The sequence below is a fragment of the Mesorhizobium sp. WSM4822 genome, assembly GCF_055811155.1.
In genome coordinates this window covers 1-18,652 of sequence record NZ_JBVVQM010000030.1, presented here as the reverse complement: position 1 = coordinate 18,652, position 18,652 = coordinate 1, and the positions used below count along the sequence as shown (strand labels likewise).

At 59.5% G+C, this 18,652-nt stretch carries 16 protein-coding genes and 3 pseudogenes; 9 read left to right on the top strand and 10 right to left on the bottom strand.

Going from position 1 to position 18,652, the window contains the following annotated elements; genetic code table 11:
• The 3 genes and pseudogenes from AC0L3E_RS33250 to AC0L3E_RS33240 all read right to left on the bottom strand — a co-directional run.
• A pseudogene (locus tag AC0L3E_RS33250) lies at window positions 1-134 on the bottom strand (adenosine kinase); the annotation flags it as partial.
• A gap of 109 nt (window positions 135-243) precedes the next feature.
• Window positions 244-1,422 (bottom strand): methionine adenosyltransferase, encoded by a 1,179-nt coding sequence (gene metK / locus AC0L3E_RS33245; protein WP_473458599.1) that lies wholly within the window; start codon window positions 1,420-1,422, stop codon window positions 244-246.
• A gap of 54 nt (window positions 1,423-1,476) precedes the next feature.
• Complete coding sequence (locus tag AC0L3E_RS33240; RefSeq protein WP_473606708.1) at window positions 1,477-2,814, bottom strand: serine hydroxymethyltransferase; 1,338 nt, start codon at window positions 2,812-2,814, stop codon at window positions 1,477-1,479.
• A 102-nt stretch (window positions 2,815-2,916) separates the two neighbouring features.
• On the opposite strand from AC0L3E_RS33240, the gene AC0L3E_RS33235 reads away from it, so the two are divergent.
• A complete protein-coding gene (locus tag AC0L3E_RS33235; protein WP_473606707.1) occupies window positions 2,917-3,099 on the top strand; it encodes a hypothetical protein in 183 nt (60 codons plus the stop codon).
• Window positions 3,100-3,921: 822 nt separating this feature from the next.
• On the opposite strand, the pseudogene AC0L3E_RS33230 reads toward AC0L3E_RS33235, so the two are convergent.
• The 4 genes and pseudogenes from AC0L3E_RS33230 to AC0L3E_RS33215 all read right to left on the bottom strand — a co-directional run bounded on the left by AC0L3E_RS33230 (window position 3,922) and on the right by AC0L3E_RS33215 (window position 6,918).
• Window positions 3,922-5,168 (bottom strand): annotated as a pseudogene (locus tag AC0L3E_RS33230) (type II toxin-antitoxin system HipA family toxin).
• Window positions 5,161-5,496, bottom strand: a complete 336-nt coding sequence (locus tag AC0L3E_RS33225) for a helix-turn-helix domain-containing protein (protein ID WP_473458595.1) — start codon at window positions 5,494-5,496, stop codon at window positions 5,161-5,163. The pseudogene AC0L3E_RS33230 and the gene AC0L3E_RS33225 overlap by 8 nt, the downstream one beginning before the upstream one ends.
• Before the next feature lie 227 nt (window positions 5,497-5,723).
• A complete protein-coding gene (locus tag AC0L3E_RS33220; protein ID WP_473458593.1) occupies window positions 5,724-5,864 on the bottom strand; it encodes a hypothetical protein in 141 nt (46 codons plus the stop codon).
• Window positions 5,865-6,009: 145 nt separating this feature from the next.
• The gene (locus tag AC0L3E_RS33215) at window positions 6,010-6,918 is read right to left on the bottom strand and encodes a BRCT domain-containing protein (protein ID WP_473606706.1); all 909 of its coding nucleotides are present in this window, start codon (window positions 6,916-6,918) and stop codon (window positions 6,010-6,012) included.
• A 610-nt stretch (window positions 6,919-7,528) separates the two neighbouring features.
• Here AC0L3E_RS33215 and AC0L3E_RS33210 point away from each other — a divergent pair.
• Window positions 7,529-7,822 carry a hypothetical protein gene (locus tag AC0L3E_RS33210; RefSeq protein ID WP_473606704.1) on the top strand — a complete coding sequence of 98 codons (294 nt, stop codon included), beginning with the start codon at window positions 7,529-7,531 and terminating at the stop codon, window positions 7,820-7,822.
• Between the two features lie 384 nt (window positions 7,823-8,206).
• Here AC0L3E_RS33210 and AC0L3E_RS33205 read toward each other — a convergent pair whose 3' ends face one another.
• Entirely contained in the window at window positions 8,207-8,728 is a 522-nt protein-coding gene (locus AC0L3E_RS33205) for a helix-turn-helix domain-containing protein (RefSeq protein WP_473606703.1), read from the bottom strand.
• A gap of 537 nt (window positions 8,729-9,265) precedes the next feature.
• On the opposite strand from AC0L3E_RS33205, the gene AC0L3E_RS33200 reads away from it, so the two are divergent.
• From AC0L3E_RS33200 to AC0L3E_RS33185, 4 genes are all read left to right on the top strand, one after another.
• Window positions 9,266-9,610, top strand: a complete 345-nt coding sequence (locus AC0L3E_RS33200) for a hypothetical protein (RefSeq protein WP_473458584.1) — start codon at window positions 9,266-9,268, stop codon at window positions 9,608-9,610.
• A 1-nt stretch (window position 9,611) separates the two neighbouring features.
• A complete protein-coding gene (locus tag AC0L3E_RS33195) occupies window positions 9,612-9,905 on the top strand; it encodes a hypothetical protein (protein WP_473606702.1) in 294 nt (97 codons plus the stop codon).
• Between the two features lie 108 nt (window positions 9,906-10,013).
• On the top strand, window positions 10,014-10,610 hold the full coding sequence (locus AC0L3E_RS33190) for a DUF6088 family protein (protein WP_473458583.1): 597 nt from the start codon (window positions 10,014-10,016) through the stop codon (window positions 10,608-10,610).
• Window positions 10,600-11,637: a nucleotidyl transferase AbiEii/AbiGii toxin family protein gene (locus AC0L3E_RS33185; protein WP_473606701.1), complete on the top strand. Its 1,038-nt coding sequence runs from the start codon at window positions 10,600-10,602 to the stop codon at window positions 11,635-11,637. The genes AC0L3E_RS33190 and AC0L3E_RS33185 overlap by 11 nt, the downstream gene beginning before the upstream one ends.
• A 688-nt stretch (window positions 11,638-12,325) precedes the next feature.
• Here the strand turns inward: AC0L3E_RS33185 and AC0L3E_RS33180 are convergent.
• Together AC0L3E_RS33180 and AC0L3E_RS33175 are read right to left on the bottom strand one after the other, a co-directional pair.
• Window positions 12,326-12,637, bottom strand: a complete 312-nt coding sequence (locus tag AC0L3E_RS33180; protein ID WP_473606699.1) for a (2Fe-2S)-binding protein — start codon at window positions 12,635-12,637, stop codon at window positions 12,326-12,328.
• 10 nt (window positions 12,638-12,647) lie between these two features.
• Entirely contained in the window at window positions 12,648-13,304 is a 657-nt protein-coding gene (locus tag AC0L3E_RS33175; RefSeq protein ID WP_473606698.1) for a molybdopterin cofactor-binding domain-containing protein, read from the bottom strand.
• A gap of 2,197 nt (window positions 13,305-15,501) precedes the next feature.
• On the opposite strand from AC0L3E_RS33175, the gene AC0L3E_RS33170 reads away from it, so the two are divergent.
• The 3 genes and pseudogenes from AC0L3E_RS33170 to AC0L3E_RS33160 form a co-directional block, all read left to right on the top strand.
• Window positions 15,502-16,374: a hypothetical protein gene (locus tag AC0L3E_RS33170; protein WP_473606697.1), complete on the top strand. Its 873-nt coding sequence runs from the start codon at window positions 15,502-15,504 to the stop codon at window positions 16,372-16,374.
• Between the two features lie 219 nt (window positions 16,375-16,593).
• The gene (virD4, locus tag AC0L3E_RS33165; RefSeq protein WP_473606695.1) at window positions 16,594-18,285 is read left to right on the top strand and encodes a type IV secretion system ATPase VirD4; all 1,692 of its coding nucleotides are present in this window, start codon (window positions 16,594-16,596) and stop codon (window positions 18,283-18,285) included.
• Window positions 18,286-18,343: 58 nt separating this feature from the next.
• A pseudogene (locus tag AC0L3E_RS33160) lies at window positions 18,344-18,652 on the top strand (type III secretion protein); the annotation flags it as partial.

Sequence of the window (18,652 nt, the reverse complement as noted above, 5' to 3'; positions counted from 1 at the left end):
AGTTCGGCGCGTTGTGTGTCGATGAGGTTCATCGCGCCCTTGATGATGCCGTTGGTCTCGAGGAATTCCTCGTCGCATTGGGCGATGATGTCGACAATGGCATTGCCGATGCAAAGCACGTCATAATCCGGCATCAAAATCTCCGCCAAAAACCCGATCCGGTTTTCTTGCCACCCTGGGGCCGGCCTGTTTTGGCCAGTTTGGAATGGGTCGCCCTATGCCGACGCATCCAATACCGGTGCATCACGCAGCTGCCGGTCCTGCCTCTCGCAAAAGATCGTCAGCTCTGTCCGTCTTTTCCCAGGTGAACTCCGGCTCTTCGCGGCCGAAGTGTCCGTATGTAGCGGTCTTGCGGTAAATCGGCCGTAAGAGATCAAGCGCCTTGATGATGCCTTTCGGCCGGAGATCGAAAAGCTCAAGGACGGCGTGCTCGATCCTCTTTTCATCAATCTTTGCGGTTCCGAATGTATTGACGAGGACTGACACCGGTGCGGCCACACCGATCGCATAAGCAAGCTGAACCTCGCAGACCTCCGCAAGTCCGCTGGCAACGACGTTTTTTGCGACGTACCGCGCCGCATAGGCGGCCGATCGATCGACCTTCGACGGGTCCTTGCCCGAAAAGGCACCGCCGCCGTGACGTCCCATACCGCCGTAGGAATCGACGATGATCTTGCGGCCGGTAAGCCCGCAATCGCCGCGCGGCCCACCGACCACGAACCGGCCTGTTGGATTCACCAGGAACCTTATCCCCTTCGTATCCAGGTCGTCGTGAGGCAAGACCGGCCTTATGATCTCCTCAATGACGCCTTCGCGCACCGTGGCTTGTGAGACCTCCTCGTCATGCTGCGTCGACAGGACTATGGTATCAAGCGCTACTGGGCGCAAACCCTCATAGCGGACGGACACTTGAGATTTAACGTCTGGGCGAAGCCAGCCAAGGCGTCCGGTTTGGCGCACCTCTGCCTGTTTTTTTGTCAAATCGTGAGCGAGTTGGATTGGCAACGGCATCAATGTTTCGGTTTCGTTGCACGCGTACCCGAACATGAGGCCCTGATCCCCCGCTCCCTGCTCGAGATCCTGCCCTCGTCCCTCGTCGACCCCCTGGCTGATGTCAGGCGACTGCTCGGTCAAGGCCAAGATCACGGCGCAACGCCGGCCGTCGAAGCCGATCGCATCGTCGTCATATCCAATGTCCAAAATGACATTGCGGGCAACTTGGCTGTAGTCGATCTGCGCGTGGCTGGTGATCTCGCCAGCCAGAACGACCATCCCTGACTTCACCAACACTTCACAAGCAACTCGGGCCGTAGGATCCCTGCAAAGGATCGCATCAAGCACGCCATCTGAGATATTGTCGGCCATCTTGTCGGGATGCCCCGCGCCGACGGATTCGGAAGAGAACACGAATTGTCTGGTCATGGAATGTCCTCGCTTCAAACGGTGGAATTGGATGTGACAGTTGATCCGGCCGCCTTACCTGTCGGAGATGCCAGGCACGTCGAACGCAGCGCAGAAGTCGGCAACGTCTCTGCGCACGCGGGCATGGACGTCCGAATCATCGGGCTGGCGGCAAACCAGGTCGATGAAGGCTGCAATCTGCACCATCTCCGCCTCGCGCATCCCCACCGACGTCACTGCTGGCGTGCCTAGCCGAATGCCGCTGGTGAGCGCGGGATGGCGCCGGTCGCCCGGCACCATGTTGAAATTCGTAATGATACCCGCTTGCGACAAGCGCTCGGCATAGGCTTTCCCCGACAGCGGCCGGTCCCTAAGATCAAGGATCAGCATGTGATTGTCAGTGCCCCCCGTGACGAGTTCATAACCTCGCTCCAGAAGGGCCTGGGCCAGAGCCTTGGCGTTGTTGACGATCTGCTGACCGTACACACGGAAGGATGCATTCCCTGCTTCGTGCAGAGCGACAGCTAGCGCGGCAATCGTATTCATGTGAGGTCCGCCCTGGAGGAGAGGGAACACGGCACGGTCTATGCGTTTGGCCAGATTGTGTTTGCTCTTGGAATGGTAGAGCGCCTGATAGCGGTCTTCATTCCTTGACAAGATGAAACCACCGCGGGGGCCGCGGATCGATTTGTGAGAGGTGCTGGTGACAACATCGCAATGGCCAACGGGATTCGGATGCACTCCTGCGACAATGAGGCCGCTGATGTGGGCGATGTCGGCTACCAGATAGGAGTTCACCTCCGAAGCAATGTCGGCCATTGCCTCATAGTCAAAGATGCGCGGATAAGCAGTTCCGCCGACCCAAATGAGCTTCGGTCGTTCCCGTTTGGCTGTCTCGCGCAAGCGGTCAAGGTCAATCTGCTGTGTCTTTTCGTGGAGCCCGTACGGAGCTCGCTGATAGTCAGTGCCGGAGAAGTTTACGGCCCAACCGTGCGTCAGATGCCCCCCGCCGGGAAGGGTCAATCCCATCATCTTGTCTCCCGGACACAACAGCGCTCGACAGACAGCCTGATTGGCCGGCGAGCCGGAATAAGGCTGCACGTTGGCGTGTTCACAGCCGAACAGCGCCTTCAATCGCTCGATGGCGAGGTTCTCAAGCTCATCGACAATCTCGTTTCCGGCGTAGTAGCGCGCGCCGGGATATCCCTCGGCATACTTGTTGGTGAAAATCGACCCGGTCGCTTCCAGCACCGCCGAGGACGCGAAGTTCTCGGAGGCGATAAGTTTGAGGGTCGTCCGCTCCTGGCGCTCCTGTCTTAAAAGCAGCTCGTGAACGCGAGAATCTGCTACAGCCAGGTGAGGCCACTCGCAAGTGTCAAGCTCCGCGATGGCGCCGCCAGTCGAATTGTCCATATCAGCTTCGCGCTCCATTGGGACTAAGTTTCAGGACATACAGGCGGTCACCTTGGACCGCCCGCCCTGTATCGCCTCCAGGCGCTGTAGGTCTTGTCTGTGATGGCCATCGCCGTGGGGCAGGAGATCAACCAACAATTGAACCAAGCCGCCTTCCGAGCCTCCTGCTTCGAGGTGGTACGAAGGCCAGGGGCGCTGTTCGTTGCCGAGAAGAAAGCCGGCTCTGGCGAGCTGGCGAACGTGTGCAACCACGTGCTCGCGAGACAGGCTCAGAACTTCTGCTAGCTCGCAGACGGTTAGGTCCGCATGCGCACAAAGCCCTAGGATTCGAAGTCGATCAAGATGAGCCGCGGCCTTTAGGCGCCTGACCAGTGTCATCATCGGCCGGCACTCCTTGTATTGACTTCCTCCATTTGGCGTTCTCCCACGCTTTTAGAGGCAATCTTGCCGTCCCGACGAGGTGAATACGCCCGACCGCATCGCAGATTGCTTCCGATACATCTCCTCGACCAAGGCAAATGCTCCTGCCGGCTCTGCTTTGGTCGGGCCACGGCGCCACGGTCTCGACCCGCGGCCCAAGTGATTGGCTCAAGGTACATATTCTCAGCGGTTTAGAGTGCAAAAAGTCCGCGATTTTCTTTGAAGAATCTGTTGCGTCGCGTGCTTCCGGCGTTGGAAAGGCCCAGATCTTCACCGAGGTTCTTGCGCAGGCGGCGAGGCGACTCGCTTACTGGTAGGCCCGCTTGTGTTGGATCTCGCCGCTATGGGGCTGCGACAGGCACCCGAACTGCCGCCCCTAGGATATCACGGCATGTTGCTGTCGCGTTCATTTCGAGAGCAGGCCTAATGATACAAATCTTCGGATAGGCCAGACAGCGCGGCCTTCACCTCGCGAGCCTGTCCAAGCGGTTCCCGGAAGATGAAGCGCGTACCCGCGCCGGTTGGCGTCAGCAGCGCGTCCAGGATGGACCACGCGCCATATGCAGCCCCTGGCGTCTGCAACACTTCGCGAATCCCAGCGTCCTCGATCTCCGAGACGTCGAGGTCGACGGTCGCGCCCGACAGGGCTGAATGCTGGCGGATCGAAATTGTGGAGGAAGGTTCTCGTCATAGCGCCAGCGCCCGCTTGAGGTCTTCATGCTCGAAAGCGCTGGCCATGCGGCTGATCTCCGCCGATCGAGCGCCAACCGCCTTGGCTGTATCGCGCCAGGTCGCGGTCACGGTCGCGACCTCTTTGATAATCGCGCGGGCCTGCGGCAGGGTGAGCGCGAAAAACTCGGACGCCGCCTCCAGCAGATCGAGCGAACAGGTGCCCTCGTCGAGATCGATGTTCGTGGTCAGCACCCGCGCCTTGAGATCAGTCGGAACGGGATTTAGGTCGTATGCCGGCGAGAGATACCACCCCGCCTTTCCCAACCATAGGAAACCGTGATTGCGGAGGTGGTCGTCGACATTGGAAATCAGCACATTGAAGACGACCCGCCGATAGAGGGCGTGCGCGTCCGCCTTTCCCTGAGCGCCGTGTTGAGCAAGGGCATCGACGATCTCCGGATAGCTGCCGCGCTCGCCGTCCTTGGCGCCCGTCATCGCCATCGCCGACAGGAACGGGATGCGGATCGCACCGTTACGATCGAAGCGTCGCGACAACATGACGGGCTTGCCGGCGACCTCGATCAGCTCGTGTTGAGGCGTGGCAATACCTGCCTGGCCGGCTAGCCGCAGCGCGATCTCTTCCCAGGTCTCCATACTGTAATCATCGGTCTCCTTCGGGAATTTCGCTATGGAGAGGTGACCACGTTGGTCGATGACCGACGCCTTCGGTCGGGCACCGCCAAGGGAGGAGCCTGGGGCAAAGATGAGCTGCAAGTCTTCATCCGTTTCCTCGTCCCGGAGGATACGTTCGGTGATCTGGAGCAACCGGCCAAGTTCGATTAAAGCAGGAACGCCCGTGCGGATCGGCGCTTGGAAAATCTCTTCGCCGACCCAGCGGAAGCGGAGCGCGCCAAGCCGCGTCTCGTCGGCGACGCTGAGCAGGTAGTCGCTTTCTACAAGCGTGCGAACCGCGCGGCCTTCTCGGTCGGCGAGGCGGCGTTCGGCGCGCTGCAGAGGCGACGGCCCCAGGTATCCGGCGCTGAGTCGCCGATGGAGCCGAAAGTCGCAAGACCGGCAGGAGGGGCGAAGGCTCCTCGGGTAAGAGCAAGAGCTGGCTCGAGCGAGAAGCGGTCCGGATCCTCAAGCCATGCGCCGTCATACTCGAAGAGGATGGTCTCGGTGCCCCGGACGCGATTGCTCCTCGACAGTCCTATCGGTCGTGTGCGGCCGCCCAAATCGATATGGACCTCGAAGTCAGCCACCGTGGGACGATCCGGTTGGCCGCTTGAGGTGCACATGCTTGGGCAGGTCCGCACTGGCGAGCGCCTGACCGACGCTGTCGTTGCTGATGTCGGCGACCTGGCTCAGGCCGTCGAGGAGGCCGAGCGCCTGCAGAACGCCCGCGTAAATGCCGACGCTGACGTTGGTGTCGCCGGCTTCGACCCTTTGCAGCGTCGAGCGAGACGTGAAGGCGCGCTCGGCTACGACCGCCATCGGCAGCCGTCGGCGTCGACGGGCATCATGGATGTCCTCCCCAAGCTTGCGCAGCGCGCGCCGCACCGCAGCAGGAGGGTTGTGTGGAGTGGGCATTATGTCACCTTCGCGCTACAGATTGGCTCATTGTGTAGCACGAAGATCACAATTTATATAGCCCCTTGAGGGCCTCTTCTCAATAGAGAACGAAGGTTCTGTCTTACCGCCGTCGTGACGGCATTGACTGGAACCTCCGGACGTCAGCGATCGCGGCGACCGTGGTTTTCACGTCAGCGGAACTCGCTGGGCCGACCGTTGACGTGAGTGAAAGGGCCTGTCCTCCGTCAGTATCCGATCGATGGGCAAGTCGCAGACGAGAGAGCGGCCACGATCCGAACGGTCATCTCGGCACTGACAGAGAAATAGCAGCCGAGCGTTGCCGCACGTCGAGCCTCGATTATGCTTCCGGTGAACCAGTGAAGCACAACTGTTCAGAAAAGTATGGCGAGCGCCCAGACCCCCGTATCACGATTCACTAAGGCTCACGTGTTCAACTCCGCGCTTCCGACGATTAGGCTCTGAAGCCGCACCTCCAAGACAATAGGCTTTCCCTTTGCCGCATGGAGGCGGTCAGAAACCCAACGCTTTGGCCAGCATCGGTTCAAGAACCAGATGCGGCCGACCTCCTTTTTCGCGAAGCTCCATTGCCCTGATGATCTTCGTGCCTTCGTGGCTGTGCTTCCAGTCCCGAGACGCTTCGGCCGCGACGATGAGGTAGTCGGTCTGGCCGCAGACGGTGTCCTTCCAATCACCGCCGCGTTCGCAAATCATCGCAGCGATTGCCTTTCGCGGGCCGATGGCGAACTTTCCCGTGAGGACGAACATCCGGCTCGGAATCACGAACTGGCTTGCATCCTCCAAGGCGCCGTCAATGACACCCACATTGCCGAAGGTAGGCAGCCCCGTGTCTATCGCGCTGTCGCCGACGAGACGGGCAATCCACCCGCATATGTCTTCTGCCTCGTCGGCGGTTATGCGACCGTCAGCAAAAGACCTTCTAGCAGTTTCTCCGAGAGATGCCACGCGGCTGTCTCTGCGCAGGACCACACTCGAGTCCAACCTGGACAGCAGTTTTTCGACCTCTGCTGGCGTGATGGAGTTGTCGCAGGCGATGCCGGCACAGAATCCGTAGAACTCGTTGACTTGGTCCTTGTCGTCAGCGGCGACAAACTCCCGTGAGCGTATGCCGATTATTGTTTCAAGGACGGCGTAGATCTCTTCGGGCGCGTTACCCCAAATATCCAGATCGCGGATGAGCTCGGCAGCATCATCGTCGCGAAGAAGGGACAGGAACTGCTCAGCTTCGACCCTGAGTGGCGGCATCTCCGCCCGCTCGACCCGCTCGCTGGCCATCACGCCCTTCAAGAACCCGAGCCAATACCCCAACGCCTTGCGGTGATTTGCCTGCGCATGGACTCTACCGAGCGCGGCCCATTCGTGTTCGAGTTTACCGCTCCTTCCGCGGAACACTTCAACCATTTTCGCCCCCCTCGACTCTACTTTTCGATTGTAGCAGACATCACAACACTCATCTATCCGCCGACCAGAAAACGCGTGCCGAAACCGGAAGGCTTCCCCTTAGCTCCTTGCTTTCGAAATGGCAGGGCTATCTTGCCACCTCCAGGAACGGCGTCTCGCCCGAACGGCCGGCCAAAGAAGACGCTCTGGACTCACCAAGAATCAGGCCGCCTGAACCCGGTCCGCCTCCGACGCGCTTTGTCCCTCGCGCAGCCGTGCTCGTCCTCAAGGGAACGCTCCGCTCAAGCCCTTGCGGAGAGCGCGCGCCTGCGCTTGACAGGACGCGCGACGGCGGCTCCGGGGATCAGGCTTGGTTCCAGACCGCTTCCTGCGGGAACCTAAAGCTCGCAGACCGCCTTTCGCCCACTACGCCGACACTGTTCTGCCCCTGGCGCTGCCGTGCTTGTCACCTTTGTTTGCATCTGCCGAATTCTCGCGTATCCTGCGGCCGCGCATGTGAGCACAAGGTGGCGCCTGGCGCCTCGACGAGCACCCCAGCAAGAACCAGCGTCGGCATGGCGACCGAAAATGCTGAGGCAAGAGACCGCCACTCCAGAAGGAAACGTTCGTCATGGATTCCCATGCCGTTATTGCGTCCCTGCCAGTCGCCGGGGCCGACCGTACCGTGCTTATCGAGGCCGCCAACGCCGCGTTCGAAAGGGTCATTGAGCGGATTGAGCCGACCAACGAGAAGCTGACTCGCACCCTTTGGGACGCCGAGTCCTATGTCGATAATGAAATCACGGCAGACATGTTGCCTATTTCCCGGGACGAGGCTGCGTACCTCGTCGATGTGTTCGTGGTGCATCATGTCATCGGACTAGCTGCCGCAGCAGACGAGGACGCCGCTGAATCCCGGCCGTGAACCTCCCATGAGGCAGCTGGATCTGCCTGCTGTAATCTCGCGGGCCGCGCGATCAACGCAGTGACCCTTGCCGCCACCTCTTCAAGGGTGGCGGTGAGCCGGTTTATCTGGGAGGCGGTGGCGGCCAGTACCGGGCCGTAGCGGTGATGAGATATTCCGGTTCTGGCTAAGGGACTGGAGATGCTTGGCCGTCTTCGCGCGAAGGCGCAGGGCCGCCTCCAGGGCGTGCTCCGTGCGTCTCGACAGGTCGTGCTGCAGTTTGCGGATCTGATTGGGATATGCCCACGATGGTGCAAAGCGCGGTCGGGTTGGAGTTCATTGGCATGCCGAGTAGCCGCGCGATGGAATGGCCGTTCCGACGGCCTCTCCCCAAGACTTAGACCACTAGGGAGACGGCGCCGCCACTTCGTCCTCCATGTCGAGCGATTTTTCGACTGCCTCCGGATTCCGGGCGATGGTCCAAAGCAGAGTATTCGCCGCTGCATCCGGTTCCGAGCGACCTTGCTCCCAGTTTCGAAGCGTTGCCAGATCGAGGCCATACCTCACGGAGAACGCCTCCTGGGACAGCTTGGTGCTATCCCGAACTTCGCGAACGCTTATCGGCCGCGGCGCATGAACCTTCGCGATCACTCCTGCGGACGAGAGTTCGTCCTTCAGTGCCCGCAGGTCGTCGACGCAAGGAACGGTCACGAACGCCTTGCCCTGATCGACCATCTCCGCGAGAACCGCATGGGCCGTCCTCAGCGGCAGCTGTCTCCTGACGAGAACCCTAGCAGCCTCAGGAGTATTCGCGCCGTGTAGAAAGCTGAGGCTCAGCCGGACGGGAGAGCCTGACGACACCTGGACGACGTCCCGGGTGCGCACCCGTTGTCCGAACCGCTCCATGAACTTCGATGTAGTCGACATTAAGCTTCTCCGCGATCACTCGACCGAGCTTGCGCAATTTGGACCAACCCCATTGGACCTGTGCATTGCCCCAATATGGAGGTCACGGACAACAAGATGGTTGCTGCCCATCTCCCCAATAGCTGAAGCACGCATCGGGCGTGACGACATCAAAGAGGAGGCATGGGTCCTCCGAAATTTCAGCGTCCACAATGAGTTCGATATCATCGGGCTGCACACGCGTTCCCTACGCAAATTGCTTATAGAAAGTATGTCAGGTGCTGGCGAGGGTCAAGGCCGCACCGGTCTTCGAATTGGCGCGGTGCTAGCAGTCCCGAATCGCGCCAACTTGGCGCTGCCGGGCGCTCGGAGGAGGTGAAAAACTCACCGCTGCGAGCTTGGCCCGCGAGCGCGTGCGATCCCTCCTTTTGGAGGGCTTCAGCAAAGCAACCTCCGGGGCTGACAACAGCCGCCTTCTATTTGGGGTCTTTGAAAAAACACCTTGCCTGCTATGTTGTTTAAAATCGTTTTTGTTAAACGGAATTTGCGGAAACCCCGATGACGAAGACGGCTGTACGTATGCGTCGCGGCCAAGGATCCAAGGGCAAGCGGACGAGAACCCTTTCCAAACTGGCCGAGAAATTGCAGATGCGCCGCTTGGCCAGGATTAACGCCGTTCTGCAGAGGGCGGAAGAATCCGGCCTGCGCGCTGAGAAGGACGGCAGGATTGCGGGACGGGTGAGTGCTGATCTCATTAAGATGGCCAAAGCTCGAACTGGATTGACATCTGATGCCGAGCTCGTCGAATTTGCGTTGGCCAATGTGGCTCTGGAAGACGACTTCGGCGAGCCCTTCAGGAAAACACGTGGAACTGTGGATCCGACGCTGAAGCTCGGATTCTGAATTGGCCGATTTCGACTTTGGTGCGGCCGTAAGATGGTCGCGATTTGATTCCCAAAAATCTTTGAGCCGCGGCCCCGACATGGAGCTGCCGATCATCGGCAACCTCGTCGGGCCTGAAGTTGCGGGCGAGGCAGTAATGACTCGACCAACTTCCACAGCCGCCTTACCTGGGATGCCTCATTTATCCGTGCAGGAAGGCTCGAAGACCTGCGGCAGCCTGATCCCGTTCCAAAAGCTCAATGCCAGACGGCGGGTAGGGACAGGCAGGCCGCGTCATAATTTGGGTGGAATATAGCGTCCAGATTTGGGCCATAGCCCATCTTGAACTGTTTCTTTGCAATCAATATGATAAGAGCCAATTCGGTCAGAAACTCGAATCTTCTCTCTGACAGGAGCTAATGCCATGGAAGAGGTCACGCGAGCGGTTCAAATGCGTACGAAAAGAGCCAAGGAAGGTGCTTTGCTCACTTCGAAGGAATTCGTTGGCTCTGGAAACCGTGCGGCAGCCGATCAAGCTCTGAGCAGACTTGCGAAAAAGGGCGAACTGGCGCGCGTCTACAGGGGAATGTACACGCCCTCTAGAAAAACGCCCTATGGATATGTGCTGCCGGAAGCGGAAGCCGTCGTGAAGTCGTACGCCTCGTTGTCAGGTGAGAAGGTCGTCAATTCCGGTGCTACGGCGGCGAACCAGCTGGGCCTGACGACACAAGTTCCGGTTCAAAAAGTCTTTCTCACGACCGGAAAGTCGAAGAACCTGAAACTTGGCCGCCGCACAATACGCCTCAAGCACGCGCCCGCTTGGATCACGAGTCTGCCAAAGAACAGGTCGGGCGAGGCCATCCGGGCAATCGCGCACCTTGGCCGAGCTAACGGTGTCCACTACGCGAAATTGCTCAAGAACAGACTGACCCCCGAGGAATGGACTCGCGTAGTCGCTCTCAAGGCGAAAGTGCCCGCTTGGGTCCATGCGGCGATCTCGAAAGCAGAAAATGAGCGGTGAATCCTTCTTCGATTTGAAACGTAGCCAGCAAAGAGACGCTCTTCTGGCCGCTTCGGAAACATTGGGACGCGAGCCGCATATCCTTGAAAAGGACGTCATGGTCGTCGCGACGCTTGACGCTATCTACACATCCGCAGTCAAGGACCTCCTGTATTTCAAAGGGGGAACATCGCTTTCCAAAGTCTATCGGCTGATCGACAGATTCTCTGAAGACTTGGATCTGACCTATGACATGACAAAGTTCCTTGATGGTGGGAACTTTGACGAGGACGGCATTCCTCCGAGCGGATCGCAGGCGAGCAAGCTAACTGAGATGGTCAGGAAGCGCTTGCCGGGGTGGATCAAAGACGAATTCGCTCCGATGATGGCGCGAGCCATGGCCGACAAAGGCATCAAGGTGACCTTGGCCTATAATTCCTCGGAAACGCTCAATGTCGACTTTGAGAGTCGTTTCGATGGTCACTCTTACGTTCGCTCATCGGTTCTTTTGGAGTTCGGCGCTCGGTCCACGGGGCGGCCCGCCGAAGAACACGCAATAGCTTGCGATGCGGCTCAGGCGAACACGGGTCTCGTGTTTCCGACGGCGTCAGTCCACGCGATGGCGGTGGAGCGCACCTTCTGGGAGAAGGCGACAGCGGCTCACGTTTATTGTCTTCAGCAGAACCTCAAGAAAGACCGCTTCTCGAGGCACTGGCACGATCTCCATTACATCTACAAGTCGAAACATTGGGCATCTGCGCTCGAAGACGCGGAGCTCGCGAGGAAGGTCGCGCGCCACAAGTCTTTTTTCTTCAAGGAGAAGGACAAGGACGGCCAGATCGTGGACTACGGCAAGGCGGTCTCCGGCGAGATCGTTATGGTACCTTCTGGCACCGCCTTGAAAGAACTGGAGAAGGACTACTGGATCATGCAGGAAAGCGGCATCACAGCCGCAGACGCGCCGGATTTCGGGGCGGTCGTGCAGAGCTGCAAGGAGATGGAAATTGCCATCAACAGTGTCTTGGGTTCGGCGGGGAAGAAGGCTTAAACTGTGCAGTGTTGGCTGCTGTCCTTTTGTATGGACGCGCCGGTCACCGTGGCATTGCCGGGAGAAGCATCTAGCCCACGCAACTGCAAACGCTGGTCGGCAGTCCTGAAGCGCGGTTTCATCGCGATGATCTGCTGTCGCTCGACGCGCGCGCTATCTCAACAGCTTGGTGTCAGCTGCAAGAACGGGAATAGATCCTTTGATTTGAAGCTGCGCATGCCCTCCAACAAGAGATGTTGAGCCCGCCAAGCTTCCCAACGCTGCCGTCGGAAGGGCATTTTTGGGACCGCGCGTAACACTGATCGATGTCAGCATTTTTCTATGGCCCAGTCGGCCAGTAAACAAGACTTGACCAGGCACACCGAAAGCAAACGTAATGAACCGCGATGCGAGGCGTGCCGTGCAAGCGCAGGCACAAACGAGAACCAATTGACCGTATTGCGGCAATCAAGGGGACAGGCCTGCGTCCCGGAAACAGACCGCCCGTATTGGCTGCACGTCGCCAAATATCCAGGAACGCCTGATTGCCCGACCTCAGCTCTGTACTAGGCCGGGCGTGGTCATGATCACCTGACGGACCGCCTCATAATAACGGACATAACCGGTGCAACGACAAATGTGCGGCTCAAGCGCCTGCTCGATCGTGCGTTCGACATCTGCCCTGCGGACCCGCTTCTCTTTGAGATGCTCAACCCAGCAGGGTCGCACCGTTGACAAAACCCAGCGTGCAATAGCCGCACTGGAACGAAAAACGTTCGACGAAGGCCTGCTGAATCGCCGAGAGCCGGACGATGTCGCCATTTGCGTCGCGTTCGGCATGGTCTTCGATGGTGCGGACGGACTCGCCCTCGAAGAAATGCGCTCCGGTGATGCAGCTCCGCATCTCGCAGGAGCTTCCTTCCGGCCCATCGAGAACGATCGCGCAGGCGTGGCAGATGCCTTGGCCGCAGCCAAGCCGCGGGCCCGTGAGGCTGAGATATTCGTGCAGGAAGTCGATCATCATCAGATCGTCAGGTACGTCGACAGGACCGACCTTGCGAGTGTTGACCCGTCATCGAAAGTGGTCGCGTGGCAACGGTCACGGCAGGGCCTGCAAAATCTCCTCTGGCGTGATCAGCGTCTTGCCGATGGCGTGGTTGACGGCATTGACGACTTCGGCCATTCCCTTTGGTGGTCGATTTCGGAAGCGGCGCCAACACCTCCGATGTCTGTGTCCAGACCGCGACATCGCTGGCATTCGGCAGGCGACACCGGTTCCAGTTCCACGTCCCCTCACCGGGACCGTCCTCATAGAGCGGCAATTCCTGGAGCAGGGCGTGGCCGACGCCCATAGCCAAGCCGCCTTGGAACTGACCCGAGACGAGTTCCGGCACGATTTGAGTGCCGCATTCGAGGATGGAATGATGTGCAAGGAGCTTCACGTCGCCTGAGACGGTGTTCACTGCGATTTCGGCGATCGTCGCCACGCCCGTGTAACAGGTGCCGGCGGCGTTCTGGCGCTGTACCGGCGGATAGAAGACCTGACGCCGGTCGAGAAATGGAAGCCGCCGCAGGTCATCAGCGCCTTCAAACCAGCCGGCGCGCTTTGCCCCTAGCAGACGGAAAGCGCGTCGACCGGCAAGCGGATGGCGCTGACATTCGGCACATCGAACACCGCCTCGGGCCATTATCAGCGGTTGAACACATGGACGCTGACTCCCGTTACCAGGCCGAGCCTGTGCGCCGCCGCCGCGAGTTGTTCCATGCGAGCGGCGCCATCCCTCCAACCGTCAATTTGCCATCTGCGATCCGCACGTCCGCCAGTCGACAGCGAGCGGCCCGCCCGCCCGCCGCCCGGTCAACTCGACCAGAGCGCGACCGCAGCCGGCCAGAGCGACAGGCGCAGCAGCGCCCGCGCCGCCGCCGCGTGGCCGACGAAATAGGCGCTGTTTGAGGCGCTCATCGGTGAAATAAACGAGGGGCGTGCAGCGCGGATTGCGTGCCAGCGCGTCCTCCCTGTCCCGCGGCGTCGTATAGGGCTCCTCGGGCGGAGAGGAGAGGCATCTCGGGCCAGTCGACGATCCCGAAGGCATAGTCGTGCGGCACTCGGCCGATGATGTCGGCGACCATCACCGCCTGCGAGGTGGCAAGGCCCGTGCCGATATCCGTTCTGGCGCATGGTGAGCCGGCCGGACGGATCGAATGACAGCGCGGTCACCGCTGCCTCGGCTCCGGTGCCGTAATCCTTCTGCACCTGCGCGAAACCGATGCCGTAGCGCTTACCCGGATTGGCGGTATCGAACGCCGCTTTGTTCGCATCGCGATCCCTCCACAACGGAAGGGCACGGACCCGCTCCAGGATCTCCTCGGTCCTAGCGCCTCGCCGGCAATGGCGCCCTGCGAGTTCTTCATGCCGGCCTTGAACGCGGTCTTGAGGCGAAGCTCGATTGGATCGATGCCGAGCAGTTCGGCCGCTTCATCGACCATCATCTCGGTCGCCGGCCATGGTCTGCAGCGTTCCGTACCCGCGCGTCGAGCCAGCATCGACAGCGCGCGAAGCGCGGACCTCGACCGCCCCGCAGAAACAACATTGCGAGTTTTTCCCTTCCTGAATCCGACGTCTGATCGAGGGGCTATTTTCACGGCCAAGCTAGCGGCCCACGGGCGGAGCTCCCGACAACTCAGCAGCGCTGCGCGGTTTCTTAGACGTCCAGTCACGTTTGCAATGCGCGTGTTGGAATCGGTGAATCCACGACACATTACCCTCACGTTTTGGCCACGAAGTTGCCGCAATATCCCACGACATACCCGGGCGTTGCCTGAGACGGTTCGGTCCGGCACCGGCTCACCCCAGCCCCCCGCCCAAGGGCCTGTGCCGGATCGAACCACTCTCTTCTTGAGGGACACGGGTCCGAACCCCGAAATGCGCTCAGCAGAAGCAAGCTGATCCGATTCATTGACGCGTGGTCTCCCAAATTGCACAGCGCGGCAAGGACCCTGCCAGGCAACAATCGTTTGAGGCGCGCCTCGGCATCAGGCGAGAGGCAACTCCGGCCGGATCTACGATGCCTTCGATGTGAGAGGCTCCTTCAAATAGCAACCTGATGCTGGTCGCTAAAAGCCGCGCGGCAATTGCACTGGTCACGGTGGCGCTGAAGTATGCCGTCCGTCTCGAGTGGCTGCGCCAGGCGGCTCCCGTTGAGAACATCCCGGCACAAAGGCATTGAAGATGTCGCGATCGCCCAGCCGACGGTTGGCTCGCCAGAGGCTGGTGCTGACGACCGCGGCGCATCGACGACAGGCGGCCGCGTCGCCGAACGGAGCGGCATTGCGCGATGCCGTGCTGCCCGCCCGCGCGTTTTCGCCGTCGGACCTTTGCTCTTCGCCCGGCGCCGGTTGGGCCGAGGGATTGCCACTTGTGGCCTGCGGCAGGAATGCCTTGGCGACGGCATGGTACAGCGATGCTATAGGCGCGGCGCTGCGCAAATTGCCGGTCAGGTCGCGACTGATTTCCTTGCCGAGGGAGCACGACAGCTCAGCCGCGGCTGATCAGCCGGAGTGGGCGATGGTCCTCATCGAAACCCTCGAGCATGCAAGCCTGCGCCCAAAGGAGAACCTACCGCGGGGATATCATGCCGGGCTCTTGCAAGGACCGGAAAGAGAGGCGAAGAGTCGGCGACGGCGTGCCATTCATGTCCTCTGGCAGACCCCACTCATCGCATTTGATGCCAGCCTTATCATATTTTCTTGGCTCGGGCGGGCTCTTGGCAGACCCACAGAGCTGGGAACCCTCTGCCAGACTACAACTGTAACATCATATCGGTTCAGCAGGTCAAGCTTAGGTGGTAACCTCTTGGGTAGAATAACGACTTTGGAGGCCGAGCAATGGATCGCGACAGCAAACGTGCAGCTGGAAGTTCATCCCGCGAGGGGAGGAGGGCCGAGCAACGGCGTAACCACGATGGCCTTCCAGTCGGGCCACTGACCAATGTTGCAGAACGGCTAGTAACCGCTAACCCGCGCGAGACAGCACGCGATCTTGGGAGCTTCAAATCCGCCGAGAGGCAAATGCGACGCGCCGTTCAGGACATGGCCCCCGGGCAAGAGTCTGACCTCAGCAGATTTGATAGGCGCAACAACCAGCTCGGAGGATCAGCCAACGCTCTGGCCGACAGATTGACGGACGGATTGGGGTTCAACTCGGCCGATGTAGCATTGTTCCAAGTCCATGCGGCTAGTAATGTAGCCCATTTTCTGGGACCCCAGAAGCAGACTGCTCTTATCAATCGCATTGGCGACATGGATCCAATGGAGAAAGCTCTAGGGGTTATGTTTGTGGCGCAAAACTTCAGTAAATTTAATGATGAACATAAATCTCGTATTTTTGACCAGGCGATGGAATTGGCTGCTGATCCTAATCAGCACCAAATGGTCAAGGCGACCGCCCAAAATGCTGTTGTCGCCGTGTATCATCAGTTAGACCCAAATCAACAAGCGCAAGCTAACTCACTTCCCCACCTGCATGGCCTGTTGCAGAACATGCCTCCGCCGCAACATGCAGCGGAGGAACGGAATGCGAATTTGGACGGCCACATAGCAGATATCGCGGCTTCAGTCCGTGATACAGTAGGCCCGCAAACCTCCCATCAGCAGCTGCAGCGGGGTGGTCAAGTCGGGCAGTCCATAAGCCGCGCCTACAATCACGCCCGCGAGGATCTAATGGCTGCCTCCAGAAGCAGAGATCGCTCCGGCCGTTGAGGTCTTGGTCATGGTAAGTGACGCCTTCTCCCCGACGGCCTTGCCATTTCCCAATGCGCTGGCCGTAGATGTACCTGCCTTAGCGTAACTTTCAAAAACCACGTCTGCCGGCTTGTGCGATCGCGCAACCCGCTGAGGCATCGATCTGTCGAGCGGCGACGTCGCTCCGGTGTCTGAAGCAAGCGCAGCATTAGCAACGGCTAATCCGGCGATGGAACAATGCCTTCAACAAAAACGACGCCCCCCAACATAGCCGTTAGCATCGCGTGCTCACTCGCCTTGGGCTTCTGCGCGGCAAGTCTGTACGCAACGTTCCGCCATGGGGGTAGCGGCGAGGCTTTGATGACGTTTGACATCCGTGCCTTTTGGTTCGAGACGCCCTTCTATCTGGGTTTCGCAACCCCCATCTTTTATCGGGGCCTGGGTATCGTGCTCGCAACGTCGGCGGTCGTCTTGCTGATTCAGCAGATCGTATTGCGGCGCAAACTCGAACATCACGGGACGGCGCGCTGGGCGCGAGTGGATGAAATGCGACGCACCGGATATCTGCGACGATACCGTAGCGTGGCAGGGCCGGTATTTGGGAAGACAAGTAGCCCTTTCTGGCCTGGGTACTACCTGACCAATGGCGAGCAGCCTCACAGCCTCATCGTTGCACCGACCCGCGCCGGCAAGGGCGTCGGCATAGTCATTCCAACGCTACTTACATTCAAAGGTTCGGTGATAGCTCTCGACGTCAAGGGGGAGCTCTTTGAGCTTACCTCGAGGGCGCGCAAAGCCGCAGGCGACAACGTGTTCAAATTCGCGCCGCTGGATTCGGAGCGGCGCACCAACTGCTACAATCCGCTGTTGGATCTTATAGCGCTGCCTCCACAGCTGCAATTCACCGAAGCCCGCCGCTTGGCCGCAAACCTGATCACGGCCAAGGGGGAGGGCGCGGAAGGTTTCGTCAGCGGCGCGCGAGATATCTTTGTCGCGGGGATTCTTGCCTGTATCGAGCGGGGCACGCCAACAATCGGCGCCGTCTATGACCTCTTCGCCCAGCCGGGGGAGAAGTTCAAGCTCTTCGCGCAACTTGCCATGGAGACCCGGAACAAAGAGGCACAACGCATCTTCGACGACATGGCGGGGAACGATACAAAAATCCTGACCTCCTACACGTCCGTCCTCGGCGATGGCGGGCTCAATCTGTGGGCGGATCCGGCTGTAAAGGCAGCTACAAGTCGCTCGGACTTTTCGGTCTATGATCTTCGCCGTCGCAGAACGTGCATCTATCTGTGCGTGGGTCCGAACGACCTTGAGGTGATCGCGCCTTTGGTACGCCTGTTCTTTCAGCAAATCGTTTCAATCCTACAGCGGTCGCTGCCCCGCCAAGATGAAAAGAACGAGGTTCTCTTTCTGCTCGACGAGTTCAAGCACTTGGGTAAGCTGGAGGCGATCGAGACCGCAATTACGACCATCGCGGGCTACAAGGGTCGTTTCATGCTCATCATCCAAAGCCTTTCGGCACTGACGGGGGCTTATGGAGAGGCTGGCAAGCAGAATTTTCTCAGCAATACCGGCCTGCAAGTGTTCATGGCCACTGCCGATGACGAAACTCCAACCTACATTTCCAAAGCCATCGGTGAATACACGTTTGAAGCCAAGTCGATTTCCTACAGCCAGGCGCGAACGTTCGATTGGAACATTCAGAATTCGCATCAAGGTGCACCGCTGTTGCGTCCCGAACAGGTTCGGCTGCTCGACGAAGACTACGAGATTGTTCTCATCAAAGGCCTGCCACCATTGCAATTGAGGAAGGTGCGATATTTTTCGGACCGCATCCTTAAACGCATCTTCGAAAGCCAGACAGGCGCCCTCCCGGAGCCGGCACCCTTGATGGAAGCTCATCCAGATGACACTGACGGTTAATCGCCCGTTCGCGTATCCCGTCCTCGGCGATCAGAAACTCCACAACAGGTGAACGGCTATGGGAATTTGCATCTCCAAATCCTCCGGATCGACTCGACATGCCACACATGACACGGAAGAGTCCCCGCGAGAATCCACGGCAGCGCTGAGGGTCTCCCTGGGCACGCCTGCCGACAGGTTGCGACGGGGCGGAGATGCGCCTCTGGAGCCACATCAGATCCAGCAGGCCGCCTACCATATGGGAGCGTGTGTCGTCGGTGACGAGGTCACCAGCCCGATAAGACTCGCGGCAGCGGGGCAAACAGTTCACGACGTTCGCGTGCTACTCAAGCATGGCCGGGGAAACGTTAAGGTGGACGACATTCCC

What these genes read in the sequence shown, in the direction of transcription:
- AC0L3E_RS33235 (WP_473606707.1), top strand. Translation starts at nt 2,917, where the DNA reads ATGGCCATCGCCGTGGGGCAGGAGATCAACCAACAATTGAACCAAGCC.
- AC0L3E_RS33190 (WP_473458583.1), top strand. Translation starts at nt 10,014, where the DNA reads ATGGAAGAGGTCACGCGAGCGGTTCAAATGCGTACGAAAAGAGCCAAG.
- AC0L3E_RS33225 (WP_473458595.1), bottom strand. Translation starts at nt 5,496, where the DNA reads ATGCCCACTCCACACAACCCTCCTGCTGCGGTGCGGCGCGCGCTGCGC.
- AC0L3E_RS33210 (WP_473606704.1), top strand. Translation starts at nt 7,529, where the DNA reads ATGGATTCCCATGCCGTTATTGCGTCCCTGCCAGTCGCCGGGGCCGAC.
- virD4 (WP_473606695.1), top strand. Translation starts at nt 16,594, where the DNA reads ATGCCTTCAACAAAAACGACGCCCCCCAACATAGCCGTTAGCATCGCG.
- AC0L3E_RS33200 (WP_473458584.1), top strand. Translation starts at nt 9,266, where the DNA reads ATGACGAAGACGGCTGTACGTATGCGTCGCGGCCAAGGATCCAAGGGC.
- AC0L3E_RS33240 (WP_473606708.1), bottom strand. Translation starts at nt 2,814, where the DNA reads ATGGACAATTCGACTGGCGGCGCCATCGCGGAGCTTGACACTTGCGAG.
- AC0L3E_RS33180 (WP_473606699.1), bottom strand. Translation starts at nt 12,637, where the DNA reads ATGATCGACTTCCTGCACGAATATCTCAGCCTCACGGGCCCGCGGCTT.
- AC0L3E_RS33215 (WP_473606706.1), bottom strand. Translation starts at nt 6,918, where the DNA reads ATGGTTGAAGTGTTCCGCGGAAGGAGCGGTAAACTCGAACACGAATGG.
- AC0L3E_RS33175 (WP_473606698.1), bottom strand. Translation starts at nt 13,304, where the DNA reads ATGGCCCGAGGCGGTGTTCGATGTGCCGAATGTCAGCGCCATCCGCTT.
- AC0L3E_RS33205 (WP_473606703.1), bottom strand. Translation starts at nt 8,728, where the DNA reads ATGTCGACTACATCGAAGTTCATGGAGCGGTTCGGACAACGGGTGCGC.
- AC0L3E_RS33185 (WP_473606701.1), top strand. Translation starts at nt 10,600, where the DNA reads ATGAGCGGTGAATCCTTCTTCGATTTGAAACGTAGCCAGCAAAGAGAC.
- AC0L3E_RS33170 (WP_473606697.1), top strand. Translation starts at nt 15,502, where the DNA reads ATGGATCGCGACAGCAAACGTGCAGCTGGAAGTTCATCCCGCGAGGGG.
- metK (WP_473458599.1), bottom strand. Translation starts at nt 1,422, where the DNA reads ATGACCAGACAATTCGTGTTCTCTTCCGAATCCGTCGGCGCGGGGCAT.